The sequence below is a fragment of the Zymomonas mobilis subsp. mobilis ATCC 10988 genome (assembly GCF_000175255.2).
In the GTDB taxonomy this organism is placed as follows: domain Bacteria; phylum Pseudomonadota; class Alphaproteobacteria; order Sphingomonadales; family Sphingomonadaceae; genus Zymomonas; species Zymomonas mobilis.
In genome coordinates this window covers 1,723,105-1,750,069 of the sequence record NC_017262.1, presented here as the reverse complement: position 1 = coordinate 1,750,069, position 26,965 = coordinate 1,723,105, and the positions used below count along the sequence as shown (strand labels likewise).

24 protein-coding genes and 1 pseudogene are annotated in these 26,965 nt (G+C 47.4%); 11 read left to right on the top strand and 14 right to left on the bottom strand.

Going from position 1 to position 26,965, the window contains the following annotated elements; genetic code table 11:
* The first annotated feature begins 213 nt into the window (after positions 1-213).
* Together ZMOB_RS07920 and ZMOB_RS07915 are read left to right on the top strand one after the other, a co-directional pair.
* Positions 214-798 carry an MlaC/ttg2D family ABC transporter substrate-binding protein gene (locus tag ZMOB_RS07920; RefSeq protein WP_014501112.1) on the top strand — a complete coding sequence of 195 codons (585 nt, stop codon included), beginning with the start codon at positions 214-216 and terminating at the stop codon, positions 796-798.
* A gap of 157 nt (positions 799-955) precedes the next feature.
* Complete coding sequence (locus ZMOB_RS07915) at positions 956-1,144, top strand: hypothetical protein (protein WP_162094012.1); 189 nt, start codon at positions 956-958, stop codon at positions 1,142-1,144.
* 84 nt (positions 1,145-1,228) lie between these two features.
* On the opposite strand, the gene ZMOB_RS07910 is transcribed toward ZMOB_RS07915, so the two are convergent.
* From ZMOB_RS07910 to carA, 4 genes are all read right to left on the bottom strand, one after another.
* Entirely contained in the window at positions 1,229-1,867 is a 639-nt protein-coding gene (locus ZMOB_RS07910; RefSeq protein WP_014501111.1) for a rhomboid family intramembrane serine protease, read from the bottom strand.
* 16 nt (positions 1,868-1,883) lie between these two features.
* Positions 1,884-2,360, bottom strand: a complete 477-nt coding sequence (gene greA, locus ZMOB_RS07905) for a transcription elongation factor GreA (RefSeq protein ID WP_011241368.1) — start codon at positions 2,358-2,360, stop codon at positions 1,884-1,886.
* An 81-nt stretch (positions 2,361-2,441) separates the two neighbouring features.
* On the bottom strand, positions 2,442-5,774 hold the full coding sequence (carB, locus tag ZMOB_RS07900; protein WP_014501110.1) for a carbamoyl-phosphate synthase large subunit: 3,333 nt from the start codon (positions 5,772-5,774) through the stop codon (positions 2,442-2,444).
* 67 nt (positions 5,775-5,841) lie between these two features.
* Positions 5,842-7,014 carry a glutamine-hydrolyzing carbamoyl-phosphate synthase small subunit gene (gene carA, locus ZMOB_RS07895; protein ID WP_011241369.1) on the bottom strand — a complete coding sequence of 391 codons (1,173 nt, stop codon included), beginning with the start codon at positions 7,012-7,014 and terminating at the stop codon, positions 5,842-5,844.
* A 250-nt stretch (positions 7,015-7,264) separates the two neighbouring features.
* Between carA and ZMOB_RS07890 the strand changes: the two genes are divergently transcribed.
* From ZMOB_RS07890 to rpoD, 3 genes are all read left to right on the top strand, one after another.
* Positions 7,265-7,723, top strand: coding sequence for a GatB/YqeY domain-containing protein (locus ZMOB_RS07890; RefSeq protein ID WP_014501109.1), 459 nt, complete (start codon positions 7,265-7,267; stop codon positions 7,721-7,723).
* A gap of 927 nt (positions 7,724-8,650) precedes the next feature.
* On the top strand, positions 8,651-10,537 hold the full coding sequence (dnaG, locus tag ZMOB_RS07885) for a DNA primase (RefSeq protein WP_014501107.1): 1,887 nt from the start codon (positions 8,651-8,653) through the stop codon (positions 10,535-10,537).
* Positions 10,538-12,553, top strand: a complete 2,016-nt coding sequence (gene rpoD, locus ZMOB_RS07880; RefSeq protein ID WP_011241373.1) for an RNA polymerase sigma factor RpoD — start codon at positions 10,538-10,540, stop codon at positions 12,551-12,553.
* Positions 12,554-12,637: 84 nt separating this feature from the next.
* Here rpoD and ZMOB_RS07875 read toward each other — a convergent pair whose 3' ends face one another.
* Entirely contained in the window at positions 12,638-14,152 is a 1,515-nt protein-coding gene (locus ZMOB_RS07875; RefSeq protein ID WP_011241374.1) for a YifB family Mg chelatase-like AAA ATPase, read from the bottom strand.
* Between the two features lie 277 nt (positions 14,153-14,429).
* Here ZMOB_RS07875 and rpmH point away from each other — a divergent pair, with 277 nt between their 5' ends.
* The 5 genes and pseudogenes from rpmH (at position 14,430) to yihA (ending at position 17,500) form a co-directional block, all read left to right on the top strand.
* Complete coding sequence (rpmH, locus tag ZMOB_RS09950) at positions 14,430-14,564, top strand: 50S ribosomal protein L34 (RefSeq protein ID WP_080502949.1); 135 nt, start codon at positions 14,430-14,432, stop codon at positions 14,562-14,564.
* Positions 14,565-14,575: 11 nt separating this feature from the next.
* Positions 14,576-14,887, top strand: a pseudogene (gene rnpA / locus ZMOB_RS07870) (ribonuclease P protein component); the annotation flags it as partial.
* Positions 14,884-15,096: a membrane protein insertion efficiency factor YidD gene (gene yidD / locus ZMOB_RS09945; RefSeq protein WP_014501106.1), complete on the top strand. Its 213-nt coding sequence runs from the start codon at positions 14,884-14,886 to the stop codon at positions 15,094-15,096. The pseudogene rnpA and the gene yidD, both read left to right, overlap by 4 nt.
* Positions 15,097-15,113: 17 nt before the next feature.
* On the top strand, positions 15,114-16,853 hold the full coding sequence (gene yidC, locus ZMOB_RS07865) for a membrane protein insertase YidC (protein ID WP_014501105.1): 1,740 nt from the start codon (positions 15,114-15,116) through the stop codon (positions 16,851-16,853).
* Between the two features lie 8 nt (positions 16,854-16,861).
* On the top strand, positions 16,862-17,500 hold the full coding sequence (yihA, locus tag ZMOB_RS07860) for a ribosome biogenesis GTP-binding protein YihA/YsxC (protein WP_014501104.1): 639 nt from the start codon (positions 16,862-16,864) through the stop codon (positions 17,498-17,500).
* A 66-nt stretch (positions 17,501-17,566) separates the two neighbouring features.
* Here yihA and ZMOB_RS07855 read toward each other — a convergent pair whose 3' ends face one another.
* The 4 genes from ZMOB_RS07855 to ZMOB_RS07840 are packed head-to-tail and all read right to left on the bottom strand — an operon-like array spanning position 17,567 to position 21,991.
* Positions 17,567-19,138 (bottom strand): PepSY-associated TM helix domain-containing protein, encoded by a 1,572-nt coding sequence (locus tag ZMOB_RS07855; protein WP_014501103.1) that lies wholly within the window; start codon positions 19,136-19,138, stop codon positions 17,567-17,569.
* Positions 19,135-19,434 (bottom strand): hypothetical protein, encoded by a 300-nt coding sequence (locus ZMOB_RS07850; RefSeq protein WP_014501102.1) that lies wholly within the window; start codon positions 19,432-19,434, stop codon positions 19,135-19,137. The genes ZMOB_RS07855 and ZMOB_RS07850 overlap by 4 nt, the downstream gene beginning before the upstream one ends.
* Positions 19,431-19,700: a hypothetical protein gene (locus ZMOB_RS07845; protein ID WP_011241380.1), complete on the bottom strand. Its 270-nt coding sequence runs from the start codon at positions 19,698-19,700 to the stop codon at positions 19,431-19,433. The genes ZMOB_RS07850 and ZMOB_RS07845 overlap by 4 nt, the downstream gene beginning before the upstream one ends.
* A complete protein-coding gene (locus ZMOB_RS07840) occupies positions 19,700-21,991 on the bottom strand; it encodes a TonB-dependent siderophore receptor (protein WP_014501101.1) in 2,292 nt (763 codons plus the stop codon). The genes ZMOB_RS07845 and ZMOB_RS07840 overlap by 1 nt, the downstream gene beginning before the upstream one ends.
* Positions 21,992-22,279: 288 nt before the next feature.
* Here ZMOB_RS07840 and dapE point away from each other — a divergent pair, with 288 nt between their 5' ends.
* Positions 22,280-23,410, top strand: coding sequence for a succinyl-diaminopimelate desuccinylase (gene dapE / locus ZMOB_RS07835; RefSeq protein ID WP_014501100.1), 1,131 nt, complete (start codon positions 22,280-22,282; stop codon positions 23,408-23,410).
* Between the two features lie 55 nt (positions 23,411-23,465).
* On the opposite strand, the gene ZMOB_RS10415 is transcribed toward dapE, so the two are convergent.
* From ZMOB_RS10415 to ZMOB_RS07810, 5 genes are all read right to left on the bottom strand, one after another.
* Positions 23,466-23,654, bottom strand: coding sequence for a hypothetical protein (locus ZMOB_RS10415; protein ID WP_237331416.1), 189 nt, complete (start codon positions 23,652-23,654; stop codon positions 23,466-23,468).
* 203 nt (positions 23,655-23,857) lie between these two features.
* A complete protein-coding gene (locus tag ZMOB_RS07825; RefSeq protein ID WP_011241384.1) occupies positions 23,858-24,544 on the bottom strand; it encodes a Smr/MutS family protein in 687 nt (228 codons plus the stop codon).
* On the bottom strand, positions 24,480-25,811 hold the full coding sequence (gene mltA / locus ZMOB_RS07820) for a murein transglycosylase A (RefSeq protein ID WP_014501099.1): 1,332 nt from the start codon (positions 25,809-25,811) through the stop codon (positions 24,480-24,482). The genes ZMOB_RS07825 and mltA overlap by 65 nt, the downstream gene beginning before the upstream one ends.
* A 6-nt stretch (positions 25,812-25,817) precedes the next feature.
* The gene (locus ZMOB_RS07815; protein ID WP_011241386.1) at positions 25,818-26,126 is read right to left on the bottom strand and encodes a lipoprotein; all 309 of its coding nucleotides are present in this window, start codon (positions 26,124-26,126) and stop codon (positions 25,818-25,820) included.
* 41 nt (positions 26,127-26,167) lie between these two features.
* A complete protein-coding gene (locus ZMOB_RS07810; protein ID WP_014501098.1) occupies positions 26,168-26,821 on the bottom strand; it encodes a Tim44/TimA family putative adaptor protein in 654 nt (217 codons plus the stop codon).
* Positions 26,822-26,965: the final 144 nt, after the last annotated feature.

The window sequence follows — 26,965 nt, the reverse complement described above, 5'->3', positions numbered from 1 at the left end:
GGTCAGTACAATTTTAGCTATACGTAATAGTATATTTTGTGTACTGACTAGTATTATTGATTCGCCCGAATAACCATTAGAGAAGAATCTGCATATCAACAGGCCATTCTCCTTGAAGGTGTTTTTAACATTAGCCGAATCAGCAAAAAGCCAGAAAATCTGGATTTAGCCTTGAAAACCGACTTCTCTGACACCGTCCGGGAAAGGAGAATTATGAAAAAAGTTGCGCCCTTTTTCGCGCTTCCCATTGCGCTTGTCTCATTTGCAACGCCTGCTTGTGCAGCGGTTGATAACCAGACCCCAACAGGTCTTATCAATGGTCTGATTGCAGAGGCTTTGTCTGTTGCCCAGAATAATGACAAAGTTCATGCTCATCAAAAGCTGAAAGCCCTGCTCGCCCAGTATTTCCAAGTAGATGAAATTGGTGAGAGCCTTGTCCGGCGCTGGAAAAGCCAGATTACACCGGAACAGCTAACGGCCTATAAAGCCGCTTTGCCGAATTTTATTATCAATACTTATGCCAACCGGATTTCTGATTACAGCTCGGCAAAGCTGAAAATCATTCGGATTATTCCGGCGGGGGATGGTGCAGCGGTATTGTCGCAAGTGACAAAATCAGGCTCTGATCCTGTCAATGTCATCTGGACATTGGAACACACCAGTCAGGGCTATAAAGTCAGCAATATGACCGTAGGGGGTATCAATCTGTTGATAACCCAGAGAGCTGATTTTGATTCCGTAGTCGAGCATAAGGGCTTTGATAGCCTGATTAAAATGCTTCAGGCACGTGCTTCGTGATGATCGGGCGTTAAGGCCTCTGATATCAACATTAGAGGCCTTTAAATGCGGCTAAGATAGACCTTCCTTCATTTTATGGGAGGTCTTTTTTATAACAAGACAGATCCTCTAAGAACCGACATCTAAAGCCTATAGATATAATTGTGGCTTGTGGCTTGTGGCTTGTGGCTTGTGGCTTGTGGCTTGTGGCTTGTGGCTTGTGGCTTGTGGCTTGTGGCTTGTGGCTTGTGGCTTGTGGCTTGTGGCTTGTGGCTTGTGGCTTGTGGCTTGTGGCTTGTTACATCATGGGAAAATAATCGACACAAGCCTTTCTACAACGGCTGTTCTTGCTGAAATAAGCGATTAAAGGCGATCCGCCTGTATTAAAAACGCCTTTTTCCAACGCAACGCTCGTCTAGGCTAGCTGTATTCACCGGATATTCGACGGCAATCAATATTTTTTGAACTTATTGTAATAATGGAAATGCAACATCGGCCTAATAAGAATAAGGCCTGTAATAAAACCGCCAATATGAGCCGCCGTTGCCAGCATTAGCCCCGGGCTTTCGCTGAAGCCAATTAAAATTTGTAGAATAGACCATGCCGCAGCCAACCATAAAATTTGGACGACTTGGTTAAACCAACGGGAAGCAAAAATCTGGGGTTCTCGTCCAAATAAAACGGCATAAGCACCGAATAAGGTGGATATGGCACCGCTTGCCCCGATCATCGGGTCTTGGCTGTTTGGATAGAAAAGATATTGGAAAAAAGCCGAACTATAGGCACCAATAACATAGAGCCATAGGAACTTACGGCTGCCTATAATCATTTCGACATAGCGGCCACAAAAAGCCAGCATCACCATATTGAAAGCAATATGCATCAGCCCGCCATGAGCGAATGTCGCGGACAAAGGCGTTATCCAGAATGGCAAGGAAGGCACGCCCGATGCCCAACCATGCAGACGAGCGGGAATAAATCCCGCTTTTACCGCCCAAAGATCCTGAATTTTCAGTAAAAAGGTTGTAAGCCACACGCCGGAAGTCAAAATAACCAGAACCGTAGTGGCACGGGCAGGAGGCAGACGCACGGCTTACAATCCAGACCTAAATAAATTCGATTTTTGAAATCAGATAATAACGATCACCTGATGGTACAGAGACTTCGATTTCGTCATCGACTTTGCGACCAATCAACGCCCGCCCCAAGGGTGAATTATAAGAAATTCGGCCGCCTTTAGCATTGGCTTCAGTTTGACCGACAATCTGATATTTGACCGGCTTATCGTCTTCATCCAACAGATGGACAGTGGCGCCAAAGATTACCTTATCACCAGATAAGGTTTTCGGATCGATCACAAGCGCCCGGCTTAATTTGCCTTCGATATCGCCAATCATCGCCTCGACCTGCCCCTGTCTTTCCTTTGCCGCATGATATTCGGCATTTTCAGACAGATCGCCATGAGCGCGCGCTTCTTCGATCGCGTCAATGATCTTAGGTCTTTCAGCGTGTAATCTTGCCAGCTCATCCATCAGCATTTGCTGACCTTCGATAAGCATCGGTATTTTTTCTTGGGCTGCCATAGGCAATATCCCCTAAACGATAAAAGTAAATCCCATACAGAGCAGAAATCTGCTCTGTTTGCACTCAATTAAAGATCGGGATTAGGCGTGCTTCATTGAATGATAGGATTGCAAAGAACGGACTTCAAGTTCCCGTGCCTTGATTGCCACAATCGCCTCAGCAGCAACAATAGCAGCCGCAGCGGTCGTGAAATAAGGAACGGGGGCTAATACTACCGAAGAACGGATAGAAGCCGAATCCTGTAGAGATTGCCATCCTTCTGTGGTGTTGACAACCAGACTAATGGCTCCATCCTTGATTAAATCGACAATATGAGGGCGCCCTTCCCTGACTTTGTTGACCCGTTCAACAGGAACGCCCTTGGATTGCAGGTAGCGAGCCGTACCGTCGGTCGCGACCAATTTTATCCCCAGATCGGTTAAAGCTTTTATCGGCTCGACTATCTGGGCTTTATCGCTGTCTTTGACAGAAATAAAGAAGGTGCCTGCCCGAGGAAGGGCATTACCGGCTGCCAACTGGGCTTTGGCAAAAGCCATCGGGAAGTCGATATCAATGCCCATCACTTCGCCAGTGGATTTCATTTCCGGTGACAGAACCGGATCAACCCCTGGGAAACGCGCCCATGGGAAGACCGCTTCTTTGACTGCGGTATACCCTTCTGGCCAGCTTATTTCCGGTAAATTCCGCAATTTTTCACCAGCCATAACTCTGGCGGCGACTTGAGCGACAGGACGACCATCTGCTTTTGCAACAAAAGGCACCGTACGGCTGGCACGGGGATTGACTTCAATCAGATAAACCTTGTCACCTTTGACCGCGAACTGAATATTCATCAACCCCTGCACCTTTAAAGCGCGGGCTAATTTATCGGTCTGGCTTTTGATCTCTTCGATGATCGAGGCTGGCAAGCTATAAGGCGGGATAGAGCAAGCGCTGTCCCCCGAATGGATACCCGCTTCTTCGATATGCTGTAAGATACCAGCGACAACGACATCATCGCCATCAGCCACGGCATCCACATCGACTTCGGTCGCATCCCGCAAATATTGATCAATCAAAACGGGAGATTCACCGGAAACCTTGACCGCCGTATGAATATAGTCATCCAACTGGCTGGGGCCATCGATGATTTCCATCGCCCGACCACCCAAAACATAGGAAGGACGGATCAGGATTGGATAACCGATTTTGTCGGCAACACTGATGGCTTCATCGCGGCTGCGGGCAATGCCATTGGCAGGCTGGAGTAAGCCTAATTCAGAGACCAAAGCCGAGAAGCGTTCGCGATCTTCGGCAAGATCAATAGCATCAGGGCTGGTTCCCAAAATCGGGATACCGGCTTTTTCAATTTCGGCCGCCAGTTTCAGAGGGGTTTGACCACCGAACTGAACAATTACACCGACAAGCGTGCCGTTTTTCTGCTCTGTATGCAGGATTTCTAGCACATCTTCGCCCGTCAAAGGCTCGAAATAGAGGCGGTCGGAAGTGTCATAGTCAGTTGAAACCGTTTCTGGGTTACAATTAACCATAATCGTTTCATAGCCAGCTGCTTCCAAAGCAAAGCAAGCATGACAGCAGCAATAATCAAATTCCAAACCCTGCCCGATACGGTTGGGCCCGCCACCAAGGATCACAACCTTTTTACGATTGCTTGGCAAAGAATCGCAAACAGGTTCACCAAAGAAAGGCGCTTCATAAGTGGAATACATATAAGGCGTTTTGGCTTCAAATTCAGCTGCGCAGCTATCAATCCGCTTGAAAACAGGGCGGATATTCAGGCTATGCCGTAAAGTGCGCACTTCGGCTTCTGTTACGCCGCCTGTCATGGCCTGCAACGCATCATGCACAATGCCGGAGCCTTTGGCTTGTGCTTTACCTAAGCCACGCAGATGAGCTGATTGCAAAGCGAGATCAGCCAAGCGTTTATCGGAGAAGCCCATGGCTTTTAAGCGGCGGAAAGCGGCGGCTTCAAGAGGAAGGCCATTGGAAATGACTTCATTTTCAGCAGCAATAATTTCAGCCAACCGTGCAATAAACCAAGGATCGTAATGGGTGATTTCGCAGATTCTTTCTGCGGTAAGACCTTCCCGTAAGGCTTGGGCAGCCACCAATAGACGATCAGGCGTTGGACGTGCCAATTCGGCTTCTATCACCGAAGGATTGGCTCCAACCAGAGCTTCGACCGGATCAAGACCCGAAAGGCCATTTTCTAGACCACGCAGCGCTTTTTGAAGACTTTCCGGAAAGGAGCGACCAATAGCCATCACTTCACCGACTGACTTCATGGCCGTCGTCAAAAGCGGTTTGGCATTTTTGAATTTTTCAAAAGCGAAACGCGGGATTTTGGTAACGACATAGTCAATGGTCGGTTCAAAGCTGGCCGGTGTTGCGCCAGTGATATCATTGGTGATTTCATCCAGCGTATAACCAATCGCCAATTTGGTAGCGACTTTCGCAATCGGGAAACCGGTGGCCTTGGAAGCCAAAGCCGAAGAACGGCTAACACGCGGATTCATTTCAATAACGACCAGACGGCCATTTTCGGGGTTAAGGGCGAATTGAACGTTAGAACCGCCAGTTTCAACCCCGATTTCACGCAGAACCGCAATCGAGGCATTCCGCATGATCTGATATTCTTTATCCGTCATGGTCAATGCCGGTGCGACCGTGATTGAATCGCCGGTATGCACCCCCATCGGGTCGATATTTTCGATCGAACAGATAATAATGCAATTGTCATGGCGGTCGCGGACGACCTCCATTTCATATTCTTTCCATCCGATCACAGATTCTTCGATCAAAACTTCCTGTGTCGGAGAGGCCGAAAGACCACCGGAAACAATATCAATAAATTCTTCTTTATTATAAGCGACGCCGCCGCCAGTGCCACCCATCGTGAAAGACGGACGGATAATGGCCGGAAGGCCGACATAATCCAAGCCATCAAGGGCTTCTTCCAAAGAATGAGCCACCGAGGAACGTGGGCTTTCGAGACCGATTTTATCCATCGCTTGACGGAATTTCAGGCGATCTTCGGCTTTATCAATCGCCGTGGCATCTGCCCCGATCATCTCGCAATTGAATTTTTCAAGTGTCCCGTCGCTGGCAAGCGCCAAGGCCGTATTTAAGGCCGTTTGTCCGCCCATCGTTGGCAGCAGGGCATCAGGACGTTCTTTTTCAATGATACGGGCAACGACTTCGGGCGTGATCGGCTCGATATAGGTCGCGTCGGCCATATCGGGATCGGTCATAATGGTCGCCGGATTGGAGTTGACCAGAATAACCCGATAGCCTTCTTCCCGCAAAGCTTTGCAGGCCTGCGTCCCTGAATAATCGAATTCACAGGCCTGACCAATAACGATCGGACCAGCGCCGATAATCATAATCGATTGGAGGTCGGTTCTTTTGGGCATCACAAAAACCTTAACGGGGAAAAGGAAAAGACAAAACGGAAAGAGCGGTAGATGCGGTTAATCCGCATTATGGCCGCTCCTTCGCGATGAGATCGATGAATTTGGTGAAAAGATAATAGCTATCCTGTGGCCCTGGGCTGGCTTCGGGATGGTATTGCACCGAGAAAGCCGGACGATCGGTTAATTCAAGCCCCGCCAAGGAACCATCGAACAAGGAAAGATGCGTTGGCCGCGCTTGTTCTGGCAAACTGTCGGTGGCGACCGCAAAGCCATGATTCATCGAGGTGATTTCAACCTTGCTATCATCCAATCTTTTCACCGGATGGTTGGCGCCGCGATGTCCCTGATGCATCTTATACGTCGTAGCCCCAACGGCCAGCGCCAAAAGCTGATGACCAAGGCAGATTCCGAAGATCGGCATTTTAATATCAAGCAGCTGGCGAATGACGGGAACCGCATATTCAGCCGTTGCCGCCGGATCACCCGGGCCGTTGGAAAGGAAAACGCCATCCGGCTTATGTGCCATGACTTCGTCAAAGCTCGCCGTTGCCTTGACCACGGTCACCCTTGCACCGGCTTCAACCAGATTTCTAAGGATGTTGTGTTTTAAACCGTAATCAATTGCGACAACATGGGGGCCTTTTTGGTTATCAACAACGCTATAACCATTCTGTAAAGACCAGATGCCTTCCTGCCAGTTATAGCTTTGATGGGTCGAGACCGAACGGGCTAAATCCATGCCCTGCAACCCTGCCCAGCTACGCGCCGTTTCGATCAAGGCCGGAATATCAAACTGTCCCTTGGGATCATGGGCAATGACAGCGTTTTGCGCGCCTTTTTTCCGCAGCAATCCAGTTAAAGCGCGGGTATCAACACCAGCAAGACCGATACGGTCGTGATCTTTTAACCAGCTATCAAAACGCCATAGACTTCTGAAATTAGAAGGGGCTGTCACATCTTCCCTGACAATGCAGCCGAGAGCATGGAGCGTTTTCGCTTCGACATCTTCTCTGTTCGCGCCGACATTGCCGATATGCGGGAAGGTGAAATTGATAATCTGGCTGGCAAAGCTGGGATCCGTCATGATTTCTTCATAACCGGTCATCGCGGTATGGAAGCAGACCTCACCGACTTTGGCTCCGGTTGCACCGAAACCGCGGCCCCATATCATTTGACCATCGGCTAAAACCAAAACCCCGGTTGCGCCTTCCGGGGGGCGTGCAGATATGGGATCAGCCACCTGAGGTTCTCCTTTTTTTATGCTGGCGGGAAATAGATAAACGGCGCATCAGTAAGGGCGGTCGTTTCTTTGGTCAATCTATTAAAATCAACAAATATCCGCTATACTGTTCGCTTTCTTTCCATTGCCCGACCATTCACCGGCACGCCAACACAGTCATTTATGCCGGTTTCCACTAGAAAATATGGTTGTTTTTTTCGGCAATAACAGGGATCTGTCGTCAGAATTCCCAATCTATAAGGCATTATTTATGATAAGAGATGAAATAAAAGCCGGTCTTATCACCGCTATGAAAGCGCGTGATAGTGAAAAAACCGCCGCTTTACGCCTGATTCAAGCGGCAGTTCGCTATCGTGACATTGAAGAGCGCACGGAAAGTGACGCAACCGATGACGATAAACTGGTCACCGAAGTTTTGTTAAAAATGGCAAAGCAACGTCGCGAATCGATTGATATGTATGAAAAAGGCGGTCGTCCTGAACTGGCAGCCAAAGAACAAAGTGAATTAGACGTTATCAGCAGCTTCCTTCCCAAACAGATGAGCGAAGAAGAAGCCAAGACCGCGATTGCCGGTTTAATTAAAGAATCAGGCGCCAGCTCGATAAAAGAAATGGGCAAAGTCATGGGCTTGATTAAAGAACGCTATGCCACCCAGATGGATATGAGCAAGGCGGGCCCCATGGTGAAAGCACTGTTGGCGCAGGGCTGATAAAACCGATCGGATTGTTTTTGTCAGGAAGCGGGACTTTCTTGCCCCCGCTTTTTGACAAAAAAGGGGGAAGCCTCCCCAGCTTTGATTTTTAACCAACCACCCCAAATTTTCATTAAGTCTGTTCTTAAGATCGACATAACTTAGTTAAAGACGGCCTAGAGCTGATGGGATTATATTTTTTAGAGTGGTATGATCGCGATCAATAGGGTTGCCCTTCGTCTTTTATAATAACGGATAAGCAACCCGTGGTAGAATTAAGAGAAAATTAGAGAGATTTTCATCTACACTTCATCAAATTTAAAACAGAAATTTTTCGGCAAGAACAAAACCGATAATAAATCCCAGAAAAACAATGGCTATTCTGCCTATTTTATTCGATTTTTCGTTTTTTAAATTGAAGTCTGACATCTTTTTACCTCCTCAAAATGATGTAAGAAAACCGTCGATAGAAAAACACGTATAATTAGGCAAGAGGCATATCTATTTAAGGCTTTGAAAGAATAGGATTATTACTGAAAATTCTATTTAGATTGGAAAGGCCGGCACTTCTCTTCTGATAAAAAACCGCCGGAAGAGCGATCAAGGTCAAAAAATCCGCAAAATGCGCTTTTTATCTTTCAGTCTGTTGGAAGAGAAATGCTTTTCAACTGGATAAAGCCCGACTTTCTTGCTAAACAGGTATAATTATCGGGTGATTCGATATCTTCTTTATAGCTGCTCCTTTTTTGTTCTGATACCGCCTCTGCTTTGCGGGAAGTTGTCCCTGAACCAAGGGCGCGATGAACAAAAACAGATATACCCGTCTGGGCAGTATAAAAGTCAGATACCCGTTCTACAAAAAAATTTGGTTTTATCGCTTTTCCGCGCAGAGAGCCTTAGTGCTTTTCTGCCCTTCCGTCTTTTTTATGGTCTCATGGGACAATAATGACCACCGGCCACTTCCTTCCTCCTGAATTTCTGGATGAATTGCGCCAGCGCATTACGCTTTCGTCGCTGATTGGGCGGACGGTAAAGCTGACCCGCGCCGGACGGGAATTTCGTGCCTGTTGCCCCTTCCATAATGAGAAAACGCCCAGCTTTTACGTCAATGATGAAAAGGGTTTTTATCATTGCTTTGGCTGTGGTGCGCATGGCGATGCTATCCGCTTTGTGACCGAAACGCGCGGCCTATCCTTTATGGATGCGGTGCGTGAATTGGCAGGCCAAGCGGGTATGGATATTCCCGAAGCCAATCCGGCGGCGGTCAGACAGGCCAAAAGAACGGCAACCCTGCATGATATTATGGCAGAAGCGGCGAAATGGTTTTCTGAACAGCTGCACGGTATCGAAGGCGCTGAAGTGCGCCGTTATCTCGATAACAGAGGCATCTCGCCTGCCATCGCCCAAAATTTTGGTCTCGGCTTTGCCCCAAATGGACGGGGACGGTTGAAAAATGCCTTATCCCATCATGCCGTTGAAAAGCTGATTGAAGTTGGATTGTTGATATCGGTTGAAGGGCGAGATCCCTATGACCGGTTCCGCGGACGGCTGATGATTCCGATTAAAGACCAACGCGGACGTGTTATTGCCTTTGGTGGTCGGCGGCTGGAGTCTATAGAGGGTGGCAATAGCCTTCCCGATAACAGCCCGAAATATCTCAATTCGCCTGAAACGCCTCTTTTCGATAAAGGACGCACGCTTTACAATATTGATAAGGCCAGTCAGGCGGCGAGACGACAAAATCGGATTATCGTTGTCGAAGGCTATCTGGATGTTATCGGTCTAGCGCAAGCGGGTATTCACGAAGCGGTTGCCCCATTGGGAACGGCCTTAACCGAACATCAGATTGAACGGCTGTGGCGGATAGAAGACAAGCCGATTCTTTGTTTTGATGGCGATTCAGCCGGACAGAAAGCCGCTGTCAGAGCGGCTGAACGCGCCCTTGTTCAGGCGCGCCCCGGTAAGACCCTGTCTTTTGTGACCCTGCCCAATGGGAAAGACCCTGATGACTTGGTCAAGGAACAGGGAAAATCTGCTTTTGAAGAGGTTTTATCCCGCCCGATTGCTCTTGATCGGTTATTATACCGCTTTGAAGCTTCCCAGATTGATCCGCGGTCACCAGAAGGGCGTGCCGCTTTATCCAAAAGACTGGACGAATTAGCAGCCTCCTGCCGTGATGAATTTATTGCCCGTGGTTATCGCAGCAATTTTAAAAATCTCTTCTACGAGAATTTCGGGTGGAAAAGTAAAAAACAGCAGGACAGTCAGACTACAATAGCAGCGACGGTCACGCTATCTGATCTTCCCACGCCGACTATTTCTGATCTTGAATGCCAATATAGCCGCCAGATTTTAATTGGACTTAGCCTCTATCCCGAAGCGATAAAGCAGCGACTGGAAAGACTGGCAGAGCTGGCGGTTACCGATCCCAAGCTGAAAAAATGGCGCGAGACGCTGATAACAGCCGTCATTAGTGAACCAGATCTTGATAGAGACACAATCAAAGCCATATTGAAAGCTGACGCCAATGTGGACATTGACACATGGGACATAAAAAAAGATTTACGCTTTCCTTTTACACGGCCTGATATTGCGCCGGATTTAGCGATTGAAAGTTTAGTTGCTCTCATTGATCTCGTGGTTGAAGAGAGAGAATTAGCAACTGAAGAACAACAGCTTAAGCAGGTATTCACAGAAGAACGCCTGATAGCTGATTATGCAAAGTTTGAGGCAGCGCAGGCGTTACACCGTAAACGCCGTGCTGATTTTCAGGAACGACGTTATATGCTCGGCATGGAGTTCGAGCTTAGAACAAGGGTGGATGAAGGCTAGATGGCAGAGACGACTACGGCTGAAGCGAAAAAAAATGCCGGTGATGCGCCGCTGATCGATTTGAATGAAACGTCGATCCGTAAATTCATAACGCAAGCCAAAAAGCGCGGATATGTAACCTATGACCAGCTGAATGAAGCTCTTCCACAGGACCAGATGTCTTCGGAACAGATCGAAGATATTATGTCTGCCCTTTCGGAAATGGGCATCAATATCGTCGAAAATGAAGATAGCGGCGAGGATGGTCAGCAGGAAGAAGAAGACGCAGCCGAAGAGCTTCAGGGCGACGGTGGCACTTCTCCGGCTCCGGCCATTACGACCAAGAAAGAAACATCCGACCGGACAGATGATCCGGTGCGTATGTATCTCCGCGAAATGGGTGCGGTCGAGCTTTTGAGCCGTGAAGGTGAAATTGCGATCGCCAAGCGGATCGAAGCCGGTCGCGACACCATGATTTTAGGGCTTTGCGAAAGCCCGATTACTTTTGACAACATTATCGAATGGTCGAATGCTCTGAATGAAGGCACGCTACAATTGCGTGAAATCATTGATCTGGATGCGATGTTGACCCAAGGCCCCTCCCCCGATCAATTCGAGGAAGACGGCGATGATAACGACAACGAAATTTCCGAGCGGAATGCGGGCCCGACCTTCAAAGAAGATGATGATGAAGATGATGACAGCGAAGGCGAGCTAGACGAAAACGGTCAGCGCATCCAGCGTGAGAATATGGACGAGGAAGATGAAAACACCTTGTCTCTGGCGCAAATGGAAGAACAGCTTAAGCCGGCTTCTTTAGAAAAATTTGCCAAAATTGCTGATCTTTACCGCCAATTCTCGGTTCTTCAGAATGCACGGATGCGGGCTTTAGGCGCGAATGAAGAATTTCCAGAGGATCAGGAAAACGCCTATCAGCAGCTTAGAGAAGAGCTGACCGCAGAAGTTGAAAGCGTCAAATTCCATAACGCTCGTATCGAATTTTTGGTTGAACAGCTTTATAACTATAACAGCCGTCTTAGAACGCTGAATGGTCAGATGTTGCGTCTGGCAGAACGTTATAAAGTGCCGCGTGATTCTTTCCTCAATGCCTATTTGGGCAATGAAATGGAAGAAGGCTGGGTCGAACGCGTTTCAAAAATCGACAAAAAATGGGCTAACTTCACGACGAGTGAAGCCGAAAGCATCGAACGCATCCGGTCGGAAGTAGCCGAAATCGCCCAAGTCACCGGTATGACGTTAAAAGAATTACGTCGTATTGTGACCATGGTGCAAAAAGGCGAAAGAGAAGCCCGCATCGCTAAAACCGAAATGGTTGAAGCCAATCTGCGTTTGGTTATCTCTATTGCCAAAAAATACACCAATCGCGGTTTGCAGTTCCTTGATCTTATTCAGGAAGGCAATATCGGTTTGATGAAGGCGGTCGATAAATTTGAATATCGTCGCGGTTATAAATTCTCGACCTACGCCACTTGGTGGATTCGTCAGGCGATCACCCGTTCTATTGCCGATCAGGCAAGAACCATCCGTATTCCAGTGCATATGATCGAAACGATCAACAAGCTGGTTCGGACAAGTCGCCAAATCTTGCATGAAATCGGTCGCGAACCGACGCCGGAAGAATTAGCTGAGCGTCTTTCCATGCCGCTTGAAAAAGTACGCAAGGTTATGAAAATCGCGAAAGAGCCGATCAGTCTCGAAACGCCTATTGGTGATGAAGAAGACAGCCATCTCGGTGACTTTATCGAAGATAAAAACGCCATTATTCCGGTCGATGCCGCTATTCAGGCCAATTTGAAAGAAACGGTCACCCGTGTCTTGGCCAGCCTGACCCCGCGTGAAGAACGTGTTTTGCGGATGCGCTTTGGTATCGGGATGAATACCGATCATACTTTGGAAGAAGTCGGGCAGCAATTCTCGGTTACCCGCGAACGTATTCGTCAGATCGAAGCAAAAGCGCTTCGGAAACTGAAACATCCTTCTCGTTCACGGAAGATGCGGAGCTTCCTCGACCACTAGAGAAAACAGCCTTTAGCGCTTTATCTGTAAAAAAGCCTTTTGAGACCCGATGCGTTAGCGGTGTTTCAAAGGGCTTTTTTGATTTTAGGCGACGGGCTGACGATGACGGTAGCTTAAGGCTTCCGATATATGAATCTGGTTTAATGTTTCAGCCCTATCCAGATCAGCGATCGTACGGGCGACTTTTAACAGGCGATAATAAGCACGAGCAGAAAGGTGCATCTTTTCTACGGCGGTCATCAGAATTTTACGCGCTGCATCATCCATAGGGGTTAGTTTTTCAATCAAGGCTCCGTCCGCTTCGGCATTACAGCGAATAGTCCCATCTTTATAATCTTGATAACGCTGAGACTGAATATGACGGGCGGCCATCACGCGGGCTTTGACGGTCGCGGAAGATTCGCCTTCGGGAAGCATAAGTTCATGCGCCCCGACAGGGGGCATATCAATATGGATGTCGATACGATCTAAGAGAGGCCCAGAAATTTTATTTTGATATTCGGCGGCGCATTTCGGGGCGCGACTACAAGCCAAGGCTGCATCATCCAAGTGACCACAACGGCAAGGATTCATCGCAGCGATAAGCTGAACCCTTGCCGGAAAACGAATATGGGCATGAGCGCGGGCAATGGAAACCTCACCATTTTCCAAAGGTTGCCGCAAAGAATCGAGCACTGGCCTTTTGAATTCCGGCAATTCATCTAAAAACAAAACGCCAAGATGCGCCAAAGTCACTTCGCCGGGTTTGATATGCTGGCCACCCCCGATCAAAGCCGCCATCGAAGCCGAGTGATGCGGGGCGCGGAAAGGTCTTTGCTGAATAAGGCCGCCTTGCGGCAGCATCCCTGAGACAGAGGCAATCATCGAAACCTCCAAGGCTTCGCGATTACTAAGCGGCGGCAAGATACCCGGAAGGCAGGCTGCCAATAATGACTTACCGGCTCCCGGAGACCCACACATCAGCATATTATGCCCACCAGCAGCCGCAATTTCCAAAGCGCGTCTGGCTTGTTCCTGCCCTTTGACCGAAGCGAGATCAGGCCCATTAAAAGCGATTTCCACAATATCAGCTTTGGGCTGGGGAAGAGCGACTTTCCCTTTCAAATGTTGGATCAATAACAAAAGATCGGGGGCGGCGATAATTTCATCTAATCCTGACCATGCAGCTTCGGCGCCCAAGGCTTCGGCGCAAATCAAACCGGATTGGCAAGAGGCGGCATGAATAGCGGCAGGTAACGCGCCCGGTGAGGCCATTAAACGCCCATCCAATCCCAATTCCCCCAAAACGACATATTGACTTAAGGTCTCATTATCCAACACGCCCATCGCCCCCAATAACCCTAAAGCAATCGGCAAATCATAATGTGAGCCTTCTTTGGGAAGGTCGGCCGGAGATAGATTCACCGTAATTCTTTTGGGAGGCAGCGCCAATCCGATGGCGGATAACGCCGCCCTCACCCTTTCACGGCTTTCGGAAACGGCTTTGTCGGGTAAGCCGACAACGGTAAACGCAGGAACACCGGAAGAAAGTTGAACCTGAACTTCTATTGGGCGGGCTTCCATCCCTAAAAAAGCCAGGCTGGCGACACAAGTAACCATGATAAGAAAGAAACCGCCTTTAATATTATAATTTTATTATTTTGATAATATTTTTTGAATTTCTTATATAGGTTTTAATTCTTCAAAAAGATATTTTTCAAATCCTTTTTATCGACTGTTTTATTTAAAAAAAGGCTATTCAATGAGCGTTCAAAAATGAATCTTGGCGCAACCGTTGACTTTTTCCGTCATCTTCCCTATTCACGCCCATTAGATATGGCTGCCGTGTGTCGGTGGCCTTTTTTAACAATCAAGAAATACTGTTGAGGAATGAGCGATGAAGCGCACTTTTCAGCCGAGCAACCTCGTGCGCAAGCGCCGGCACGGTTTCCGTACCCGGTCTGCAACCCCGGGCGGTCGCAAGATTCTGGCAGCCCGTCGGGCTCGCAGCCGCAAGAAACTGTCCGCGTAGCAGTTCTTAAGCGCCGCGCTGATTTTCTTGCGGCTAACCGCGGTAAACGCGTGGCTATGCCGGCTTTTGTCTTGTTAGTTTATCATCGTCATGATGATAATCCGGATATGCGTGTAGGCTATACGGTAACAAAGAAAACCGGCAATGCAGTCGTCCGTAACCGGATCAAGCGGCGTTTCAGGGCTTTAGTCCAATCACTGCTGCCTGTCGGCGGTGTAGAAGGTGCTGATCATATATTGATTGGTCGGCGAGCTGCCTTTCACGGCAATTTTGATGATCTTTATCGTCAATTGTCAAAAGCTTTGGCGCGTATGCGGCGATGATCGCCCATGCGCTTATTTTGTTGGCCCGCTTGTGGCAATGGGGTCCATCACGGCTTTTGCCGTCTTCCTGCCGCTATTATCCCAGTTGTTCAGCTTATGCCATCATAGCGTGGCGCCGATATGGAGCAATAAAGGGAAGCTGGCTTACCATAAAACGTCTAGCCCGTTGCCACCCATGGGGCGGGTGTGGGCATGATCCAGTGCCTTGAAAGGGTGAAACAACGATATGGACGATAAGCACCAGCAGCGTAATCTGGTTATTGTTACCATTCTTTCTGCGCTTATTTTATTTGGCTGGAGCTTTGTAACCAAACATTGGTTATCAACGCCACCTGCCCCAACACAGCAGGGCAAAAATCAGCTAAAAGCTGAATTAACCGCAGAAGAATCCGGCGACAAACCTTTAAAACCCGTCGATCAGGTTTTACAGGAAACCCCTCGCCTGCCCATTTTGACAGAAAGCGTTGAGGGTTCTGTTAATCTGAAAGGGTTACGCCTTGATGATCTGACTCTTATCCGTCATCGTGAAACCCTTGCTAAAAATTCTCCGGCTGTCAGATTATTTTCACCCGCAGGCACAGAAAATGCCTGGTTTACCTCTTTTGGATGGACAGGTGAAAATGTCGCTTTGCCGAATGCGGATAGCCTTTGGAAGGCGGATAGCGACAAGTTGACGGCTGACCATCCTGTCAATTTCTACTGGAATAACCAACAAGGCCAGATTTTCAGAATAACCTTGTCTGTTGATCATGATTATATGTTCAACGCGACCGAAAGTGTTATCAATCGTGGCAATAGTCCGGTTATTGTTCAGCCCTATGTTTTAACCAACCATCAAGGTGTCTTCAAAACGGCCAGTTCTTGGACGTTGCATACGGGGCCGATTGGCGTGTTCAACGGTTCGGTTAATTATCATGTCGATTTTGCAGATATTGATAAAGCGACCAATAATAGCATCCGTAATAACACCCAAGGCGGTTGGATCGGCTTTTCCGATAAATATTGGTTAACGGCTCTTGCGCCTCATAATCAGAAAATCGCGATTGATACCGATTTCAGAAGCAGCTCCAATCACCATTATCAGGCTGATTTCACGGTGGCTCCGGTGGTGGTTGCCGCAGGGAAAACGGCCAGCACCAGTGTTGATGTTTTTGCCGGTGCCAAAGAAGTCCGTGTTCTTGACCGTTACCGCGATCAGTTACATCTGCCTCATTTTGACAAGGCGATTGATTGGGGCTGGTTCGCGATTATCGAAAAAGTCTTTTTCTATTATCTCGACTGGTTGTTCTTGCATGTCGGAAATTATGGCCTTGCCATCATTCTGATGGTGTTTACCATCCGTGCTTTGATCTTCCCGATTGCCAATAAACAATATGCCTCGATGGCTTCGATGCGGCGGTTACAGCCTAAAATGCAGGCTGTTCGTGAACGTTATAAAAATGATGAAGCTAGAATGCGGCAGGAATTGGTAACGCTCTATCAGAAGGAAAAAGTGAATCCTTTTGCTGGATGCTTGCCGATGTTTATCCAATTCCCAATCTTTATCGCGCTCTACAAGACCTTGCTTGTGACGATCGAAAGCCGTCATCAGCCCTTTATCTTGTGGATCAAAGATTTATCGGCACCGGATCCTTTAACGCCGTTTAATCTTTTCGGCTTGCTGCATTTCACCCCGCCGCATTTCCTGATGATCGGTGTATTGCCTATCATTTTGGGTATCACCATGTGGTTGCAATTCCGTGCCAGCCCGCAACAGTTGGAACCGGCACAGCAACAGATCATGAGCTTTTTGCCTTTGATTTCGGTAATCTTCATGGCGCCTTTGGCGGCCGGTTTGCAGGTCTATTATATCTTTAATAACCTTATTTCTCTGGCGCAGATGATGTGGTTACAGCATCGTCATTCGACACCGGAAGAACGCCAAGACAGAGCCGAAAGAAAACGCCTGTCCAAGAAGAAAGCTTGATATCCAAAATGAGTCCAGAAAACGATATTAGGCTGGAAGCGGGCAGGAAACTTTTTGCCGGAGCCGTGAATTTTTTAAAATCGGCTCCAGCACTTGAATTTTTGCCAGCACCGACCGCACCGGAAGTGGCTTTTGCTGGCCGTTCAAATGTTGGTAAGTCTTCCCTTATCAATGCTTTGACCAATCGGAATAGTCTGGCACGCGCCTCGACGACACCGGGCAGAACCCAAGAATTAAACTTCTTTGATGTCGGTGAGCCTTTGCAAATGCGGCTTGTTGATATGCCCGGTTATGGTTTTGCCAAAGCACCGAAGGATGTTGTTAAACGCTGGAAATGGCTGATCAACGATTATTTGCGGGGTCGGGCTGTTCTTAGACGGAGTTTGATTTTGATAGATAGCCGTCACGGCATCAAAGATGTTGATCGTGACTTGATGAAAATGCTGGATGATGCGGCTATTTCTTATCGAGTTGTCCTAACAAAATCGGACAAAATCAAAGCCGCCGAACTGGAAAAAACGGTTAAAGCTATCACCGAAGAAATGCGGAAACATCCGGCAGCTTTTCCTGAAATTATTGCGACCTCAAGCGAAAAAGGCACGGGCATAGCGGAATTACGCGCTGCTGTTTATGATGCGATCATCTAAGCCCACTTTATCGTTTTTATAGTGATATTGGCTTCAGCCTATCCTTCGATAGACTGAAGCCTTTTTTTATACTTTGCCTGAAAGTTTTTTCTCTCTCCCTGCTGCCCAGAAAAGAAAAATCCCAAGAAAAATGGCGATAAGATTGATCGTCACATTAGGGCGTAAAAGAAGAGCTTTGTGGCCATAAGGGCTGGCCATAACAGGAATGAGAAGCGTGATAAGCCCAGAAAGCGAAAGCAGAATAGAATTCCGATATCGCGTTTTTAGACAAAAAGCCAAAATAACGAAAAGGACAAAGACCCCATAATAAACGGAGGCGATGTCTTTATAATCACCACCATGGGGCAACCAAAAGGCAGCGCAGAAAATAGCTGAAATGCCTGATATACAACCATTGACGCAACCTGCTGTCAAACAATCCAAAAATTGCGTAGCCGAAGAGGTCTCTCCGCTTTTTATCTCCCGCCTTTTGCGGGCGTTGATCCAGAGTTGATTGCCGGTATAGAAAAGAAAAGCACCGCCTAAGCCTAACAAAACATAGCCCCAGCGGACAAAATTTCCGCCAAAATTACCGAAATGTAAGGCAAAAAAAGTAGTCAAAATGGCAAAGCCCGTTGATTGATGTCCGGGAAGGTAATCGGAGGACAAAATCTTGCCGCTATAAGGATCAATTTCGGCAAAGCCACGTGAAGCCCCCCGCATTCCATAGCGTGAGTCATGACCTGCCACCCGTAAGACAAGCTGACCTTCCTTGTTTTGAGAATAATTCAACATTTCCGGCACAAATCCGGCAGCCTGTAATTCTAGTGAATTGACAATTTTTTCGGGTTCCAAAGGCAAAGAAGAGGATGGTTTTATTTTTGCCTGATCGGCTTTTTGCGAGAGCCTACCCTGTTCTGTAGAAGGGCGTATTTTTTCAGAGAGCGTCAAAGGCGGATTACTTTTTGCGAATAAAGCATGTTGAACATCAAAGACAGGATCATGAAAAGCAAAAACAACCGCCGTTAACGCCATCACCAGATGGAAGGGTAAAGAAAAGATTCCTAGAAGATTATGGAGGTCGAGCCATTTTCGTCTAAGACTGGTCGTCAACCGCACAGCAAAAAGATTTTCAGCCATTTTTGGCAGGAAAATAATAATCCCCGATAATAACGCCACACCATATAAAAGCCCGACAATCCCCGTCACCAGTAAAGAGGTTTCATGCGGGAAGGGTAAGCCAACCTGTTGATGCAGCAGATTGATAAAATGGGCATTCGCCGAGATTTGCGGTTTGGCGGTAACGAGCGCGCCTTTTTCATCTAAAGCCGCTAGGGTCGCTTGGCCGACATGACCATGAGAAAGCGGTGCAAACCAAGAGAGACGTTCAGGATGAGCCACATTCGGCGCTAAATAAACGGTATAACTTTTCCGAGCTTCGGGATGAGCGGCAAAAGTTTTTTCTAACAATTCAGGGGTCGCATGTAACGAAACCGGAGGGGGTAAAGAGACCGTTTGAGATGCCCAATCTTGTATGGGCTGTTCAAACATGGTGATGGCACCCGCATAGAAGGCCACAAATAAAAATAGACCGGCAACAATACCGACCCAGCTATGTAATTCTCGATAGCTGCGTAGAATCATATTCGGGATTTTCATAAACAGAACCCCCGCAAAAGAAAAAATACTGCCCATACAAAGAGGCTTAACCCGCCTAAAATGCCCCATGCCTGACGGGATGAACGGAAGAATCCGGATAATCCGAGAAGTGTTATCCAAAGCGGCGAGAGCACCCACATCATCAATTGTGAAGAAATTGCCCTTGGATTTCCGTCGTTATGACACCACAAGCCGACGAGCCCCATAACACCCAGTAGAAGCGGTATACCCAAGAAAAAAGTAGCCAGAAATTTGAAGAGCCAGTCTTTATCTTGTCGTTCTGCGCCTTGCTTCATGGTTTGCACCTATTTTTGGGGAAAAGCGCGATCAGCAAGGGCAAGAAAGACCATTCGATCATCAATAATAAAACCAATGTCAGTAAGGCTGATGTCAGGCTTTTTTCCTCCCAAAGCATTAGAAAGGCCATAAATTCCAGCGAACAGGCCACCAGCATAAAAGGCTGTTTATCCAAGGCTTTGGGTAAAAGCTGTTGATTGCGGGAAAGCAGATAAAACATCACTGCCCCCGAAGCAGACAAAATAATCGCAAAAAAAAGAAACATCAGGCCGTGCCTCCCCAACTGTAACCGAGCCGCAAGGTCAAGCTACGCCCTTGACCATAATAACAGGCAGATGCCGCCGTACAGGTCGCGACATAGCGTTTATTGGCAATGTTACGCATATTTATAGAAAGAGATAAACCCTTGTAGCGTGGGAAGCGATTGGCGAAATCGTAACGCAAGAAGGAATCAAACAGGGTATATCCCGGAATTGAAAGCGTATTATTGGTATCGCCATAGCTGTGTCCAGTATAGCGGACACCACCCCCGATACCTAAACCGGTAAAGAAACCATGCCGGATACGTTGATCAATAAAGAGCGAGGCCATCCATTTCGGTGCCTGTGGTAAATAATTGCCGATTTGAGAGGCGGTATTGGATTGCGTTACCTTGGCATCACTTCGCGTTCCGGTGAAGATAATCGCCATATTCCAAGGCAGAGTCGCGCGCCCTTCTAATTCAAGACCACGCACGCGCCCTTCTCCGGTTTGCACCAGACAGGTCGAGGTGCCGCATAAGGCGCCATTGGGATCTGGCGTAGTCATATTCCGTTGGGTAATCTGATACGCCCCAAAGGTGATATAAATACTTTTCCCATATTGGTAACGGATACCGGCTTCATATTGGTCACCCGTTGTTGGCTTGAAAGGCGTCCCATCTAAAGAAGTCGATGGATCGGAGACCTGTGGCTGGAAAGATTTGGCATAGCTGAAATAAGGCGCAAGACCATTATCGAAGAGATAAACAGCCCCTGCACGCCAAGTGAAGGCGTTTGAATGGGTAAGATAACGTTTGCCCGTCAGGCGGTTTAACGTATCGTCTTTTGCCCAATCCTGTCGTCCGCCGACTGTCACGCGCAGACGTTTGAATTTGATCTGGTCTTGGAAATAAATGCCGTTTTGTTGGCTGATGGTTGAAGTATAAACCTGTGGAGATAGAGCCGCGCCATAGCCTGCTGAGCCACGGGAAACCGGATCAAAGATATTAAGCATCGGTAGGACAAGAGAGGATTTGACCAAATCGCGATCATGCGTCCAATCGGTATAGAAATAATCAGTACCAAAAAGCATGACATGCCGGACGGCACCGGTATCAACATGACCTTCTAATTGAGTATCTGTTGCGACACCTTGTGACCGCCCTCGCCCTTCGACAGCGCGACGATTGACAGTTTCTCCAGCGACACAGCCGGCGATTGCAGCGCTGCAACTTTGTAAAGTATCGCCCGAAAGCACCGTCGCCCGATAAAGGGTATTCAGATAGGTATATCGGGTATTGTTGCGAAGAGTCAGGAAATGATTGAAGTGATGTTCAAAGAAGGAACCCGCCATCACCTGATTACGATTGAAGTTATCCCATTTGGGTTCACCAATATTCGCATCATTAGCAATATGGCGGCCTTTTGAAGCATAAAGCGTACCTGTTGCAGGTAAAAACTGGAATGTCGAACCGCCTTGGTCGCGTTGATATTGGGCAAGAACCGTCCATTTTGTATCGGGAGAAATTTCCCATGTCAGGCTGGGCGAAACATAATAGCGCCCTGTTTGAACATGGTTGACTTGGGTATCCCCGTAACGGGCTAAACCAACGATCCGGCCAGACAACGTGCCGTCTTTATTCAATTTTCCGGAAACATCGCCAGAAGCCTGTCCTTGCCAATTCCCAAGATGGGTATAGCCAGCGCCTTGAAGGAAAAATTCACCCTGACTTTTCTTTGTTGGCCTTTTCGTGGCAAGATTGACAACACCGCCCGGAGCCGTCTGACCATAAAGTGCGCCGGAAGGTCCTTTTAAAACTTCGATTTGTTGGAGAGAAAAAGGATCAAAAGAAGTTCTTGTCCATTGCCCCCCTGAAGGCAAACGCAAGCCATCAACAAAATTGTTATTGGAAGAAAAGCCACCTGCGCCGAAACCACGCACGGATACTTCATCAACTCGGCTATCAATGCCGGAAGGTTCAGCCTGAACGCCAGCAGTATAAGCCAAAGCATCGGCGATTGTTGGAGAAGCACGCAATTCTATTTCGTCGCGGCTGACAATAGAAATGGATTGGGGCGATTCAATAATCGGCGTATGGGTTTTGGTCGTCGAAGAGGCCTGTGACAATCCGGTAGCCGTAACAACGATAACGTCGGATTTATCCTTTTTTTTCGACGGTGCCGTTTTGACTTCCTCTTGCGCGCTATTATTGACCTCGGCGGAAGAAAGATTTTGTGCATCCGCCGGTGCTAGGAAACAGCCTGCCAAGGCCAAAACCGGCACCACCGTTTTTATCCTGTTCGATCCCCCCATCATCCTTTAAGCCCTCTTTCTCTCAATTTGATTTTTGGAATGTTCTCCGGTTATGCTTTATTGATATTGATTGTCAATTACACTGATTAAAATTAAAGAGGCTTAAAATGCAAAAAAAAGAAAAATATCTTTTTGTAAGCAAAAAACAGGTATTAAAAATTTAATTTCAAAATAAAACACAATTAAATATTCAATTTCTCAAATAAAATTATTTAATATCTCATCTCATTATTGTTATTGATATGCAGTTTCATACTATAGTATATCTGTTTTTATTTTTCGGATGATTAAATGACCATAGCGCCTGATCCTGTTGACCTTGCCGCCCGACTGATTGCCTGTAAATCGGTAACGCCATCTGATGATGGTGCCATGAATATTATGGCAGATGCTTTAAAATCGGCTGGTTTTACTGTTCATCTGTTGACCAAGGGACAGGCACCCGATGGACCTGTAACAAACCTTATTGCTATTCGGGGCGAAGGCCATCCCCATCTTGCCTATGCCGGTCATAGCGATGTCGTGCCAGCAGGTCAGGGTTGGAGTTCAGATCCGTTCACCCCAACGATTAAAGACGGCTATCTTGTCGGGCGTGGTGCGGTTGATATGAAAAGTTCAGTAGCGGCCTTCATCGCGGCAGCCTCTCGCTATACTGAACATAAAGGCACTCTCTCTTTGCTGATTACAGGGGATGAAGAAGGCCCTGCGACCTTTGGAACGCCTGCCATCATCGAATGGTTAAATGAACAGTCTATCAAGCCAGATTACTGTCTTGTCGGTGAACCGACATCGGTCGAGCGTTTGGGCGATACTGTTAAAAACGGACGGCGTGGCTCGGTTAATATGTGGATTGAAGTAGAAGGCATCCAAGGCCATGTGGCTTATCCTGACCGCGCCCGCAATCCTATTCCGGTTTTGGCCAGAATTATTTCCGATCTCGAAAGCTGGGTCTTAGATAAAGGCGATCAGTGGTTCCAGCCCTCTAATCTCGAAGTGACTTCGATTGAATGTGATAACAAGGCTACCAATGTTATTCCGGCTTTAGCCAAAGCGCAGCTTAATATTCGTTTTAATGCCCTGCATAAGGGCGCTGAATTAGTGGATAGCCTGAAAAAGCGGGTAGCAGCGATTGACCCCAAAGCCAGAGTGAAAGCGGCTATTTCTGGGGAAGCCTTTGTCACGGAAGAAGGGGTTCTGACAGATACAATATCGGCGGCTATTGCCAAAAATACCGGTATTACGCCCAGCCTTTCAACCAGTGGTGGCACGTCAGATGCGCGTTTCCTGACCAAATTATGTCCGGTGGTCGAATTCGGTCTGGTCAATGCCACGATGCATAAAGTCGATGAAAAAGCCTCGGTCGAGGATATCCGGCAGTTAAGCCGGATTGATGAAGATATTATCAAATCTTTCTTGGGATAAAACAGCCTGTTAATCCGGAATTATTCTATATAATTCCGGATTACGGCGAATGTTTTTATTCGCTATCCGCTATAAGGGCGATATTCATCCGGCTGTAAGCCGATATTCTTTCAACAGAACTGCCTCGTTCCGCAATTTTTAGTCGGAAGCCGTCTTCTAGTAAACTGTTGAGATAAAGACGATTAAAGATAAATGGCCATATAAGGGTAGAAAGACCTAGGGTTGGGAAAATAGTTAAAAACATTAAAAGGGCGTATTTCCAACTGCCTCTAAAAATAGCTGGCCATAGACCAAAAAAGAAAGTTGTCCATGAAAACCCAATGGGAGCTTTCCGTATTTTCCCATTATTAAGGATTGGTGAGTATTAGGCGATCAAAAGCCATCTATGTCCCTTGTTTGACAGATATTAAAGAATATCTCTGATAATCAGTTTTATTTATTTTGGAATTAATATTTTGTTTCGTCGCGACGACGACGAAGGATTACATAGAGCGCCCCTGCCCCACCATGGCGAGGATGGGCATTTCTGACAGCGGCGATATGGCTGGAATAGGGTGAAAAATTAAGCCAATCACCGATAGCGCCACGAATAAGACCACGCGTAATAATACCATGTTCATTACGCCTTGGCGGACGACCTGTAATAATCAGTAAAACGCGGATACCTTGCCGGATGGCTTGTGAAAGCGCTGATTCCAAAACGCGATAGGCACTGGTCATAGTATAGCCGTGCAAGTCGATACTCCGTTCGGGTTCGACGCTGCCTTTACTTAATTTGCGATCCCATGAGCCATCAAGTGTGTCCGAAGATTTTTTCGGAGAAGGGCTGATCGGTGGAGGAGGAATCTTTCTATGGCGGTTTTCTATTTCTTTTCGTAGTTTTGAAAGCGGTGGCGCTTTGGCGGTAGGTGTAATATTTTTATTGAGCAAGTCAGCCAAGGATTGATAGCGTTCCGGCTCTAATGGCGTAACGGTGACAGCGACTTTTTGCCATAAAGCCAGCTCTTCGGAAGAGAGATATTTGGGTGCAGATTTTCTTCCAGCAAAAGAAGTCGCCTTCCCTTGCCGATTAGGCGGATTTGTTACCCTCTCCGCTTCCTGCGGATATTTTTGTCTCCCTTTGCGCTTTGCCATTTTTTCCAGAACCGAGACCCGCGGCTACTCCTTTCGGTAACAAAAGCCATGCAGAACCATGGCTGGCAAGACCACCAGCGATATGTTCGGCTTTGTCGCCATATCCCCAATAGCTGTCGAAGCGATTAGCCCCTTTTATTGCGCCACCTTTGTCTTGCGCAATCCAGAGACCATTCGCAAATGCTGCATTACCACCATGCTTTGAATCAAGCATTAAAAAAACAGGAGCCCCTAATGGCGTATAAGACGGGTCGACTGCAAGGGATATCTGGGACGTAACAGGCACAGAAAGCGCGCCTAAAGGTCCCGTTTCTTTCAATTCACGAAAGAAAACATAGCTTTTATTGCTTTCCATAATGGAAGGCGCTTGGTCAGGATGGTTATGGAGCCATTCAACAATGCCCGCCATCGTGGCATGGCCTTTTTCAATGACGCCTTTATCCACCAGTAAACGTCCGATTGCGGTATATTCGCGGCCATTCTGATTGGCATAACCGATCCGAATAACGCGCCCATCTTCAAGATTGAGCCGACCGGAACCTTGGATTTGCAGGAAGAACAAAGCGACCGGATCAATAGCCCAAGCAATTTCAAGATGGCGGTTATCCAAGACCCCTTTGTTGATTTCCGCCCGTGTATAATAAGGCACCAAATGGCCTTTTTTAACGCGCCCTTTGAAGTGTTTTCCCTTCATTTCAGGAAAGAAATCTTCAAGATTGGTTTCGACTAAGTCGGAAGGCACCTTGTAAATGGGAGCGTAGCCGTCTTTTGCTTGGCTGGAAGCGGCTATTTCCGGCTCATAATAGCCTGTAACAAAAGCCTCTCCGCCCCCAACGGAAACAGGCTCGAAATAGCGATCAAAAAAAGCCGTCGCACTGGTCGATGAGGTGCTATTTAAATTTTTAGCCGCCTGACAAGCTGGCAGCCAATCATTAGCCGCAGTCAATCCGCTTTTATCAGGATGGGATGTCAGAAATGGGCAGGATGATCGGAAAGCCTCCAAGGCCTTTTTGGCGTTCTCTTCTGTCAATCCCAAGCGAGAAACCGGAATAGATTGAGGCCGGATATCTAAAGCACTGGCTTTTTTAGACGGGGACGCCTGTTTTTGGGGAGCCGATGGGGCTTTTGCTTTTTCAGGTAAAGAGTGAGAGGCCGTGGGTCGGGAGGTCTGGCAAGCGGACAGGGTCAGAATAGCAAGCCCCAAAAAGGCAACAATCTGACTGCGCCACATATAAGCGGTACTATTTTTGGCTAAATCAATAAGCATAGAATTTTAATCTGGCTGTTCTTGATGTTTTTTAGCCAAAAGATATTTGGCAAAATTGGTGTCACGATCCCTGATATTATCTGCACGCAATGCTTTATCTTCGTAATAGAGCATTTCATTATTCATCGTCGTTTGAGATGAATCGAATGTATCGCTATTTAATGATGAGCGACCATACTCATAAGGCATATTTGGAGTGTGATAGCTATTCTGTGATTGATCAAAGCCAGCAGAAGGTGGCCGCTGACCATCAGGCCAGCCGCTACATCCTGTCAAAGCCGTTACAGCAATGAACAGAATAAAAGATTTTTTCATTGCTACTCTTCATTCAAATAAAAACACCCTTGCCGCCGAAATCAGGAGGCGGCCAAGGTTTCTACCAACAACCAGTTGGTTTTCGGTTCTTGTTTGATACTACGGCTGAATGTCCAGACGTCATGGGTCGGCAGCGCATCAGTGGATGAGCCGGCGATCATGATACCTTCGTGATTACGAAGCATCGTCGAAATCCAAGCATCATAGCTGACAGTGATAATGGCATTATCGCCTTCGATACCGGCTTTTTGAACCAAGGCCTTGTCAATATTGACAAGGCGGTTTTCAAGGCGGCTGCCTTCAGCTTCACGTTTTTCGATCACTTGCTGAAAAGCCTCGAAAACGTCTTTGCTGACCATATCAGCCAGTTTGCTCCGGTCGTTCTGCCAGAAGGCTTCTAAAATTTTGCCATAGGCTGATTTTGCGCCTTCGATAAATCCGGTCAGATCAAAATGGGCATCACGGCTGACAATACGCCGGATTCCATCCCATGCTTCGGGTTGAACAATTTCTTCCCGCTTTTTCTGTTCGGAAGCAGGCATCAACAACGCCGTATTAGGTTGGGCAACTACAGTAGTTGAGACCTCGGTAGGTTTGGTAAAACTCTGTTCGTGGCCGGTACGGCGCCCAAGGACATTGTAAAGCCATCCACAAAGCCCAGCAGCCACTACCACAAGAACAACAATCTCGACCACTATGCCTCCAAATGCAAAATACAGCAGAATTTCATTCCGGCTGAAATATTTAATCTTTTATATATAGGCAAGATGACGCCACCTTTCAAACAGCATCTGCCCGCTCTTTACGAAAGTAGCCCTATTTTTAACGCAAAAAACCGA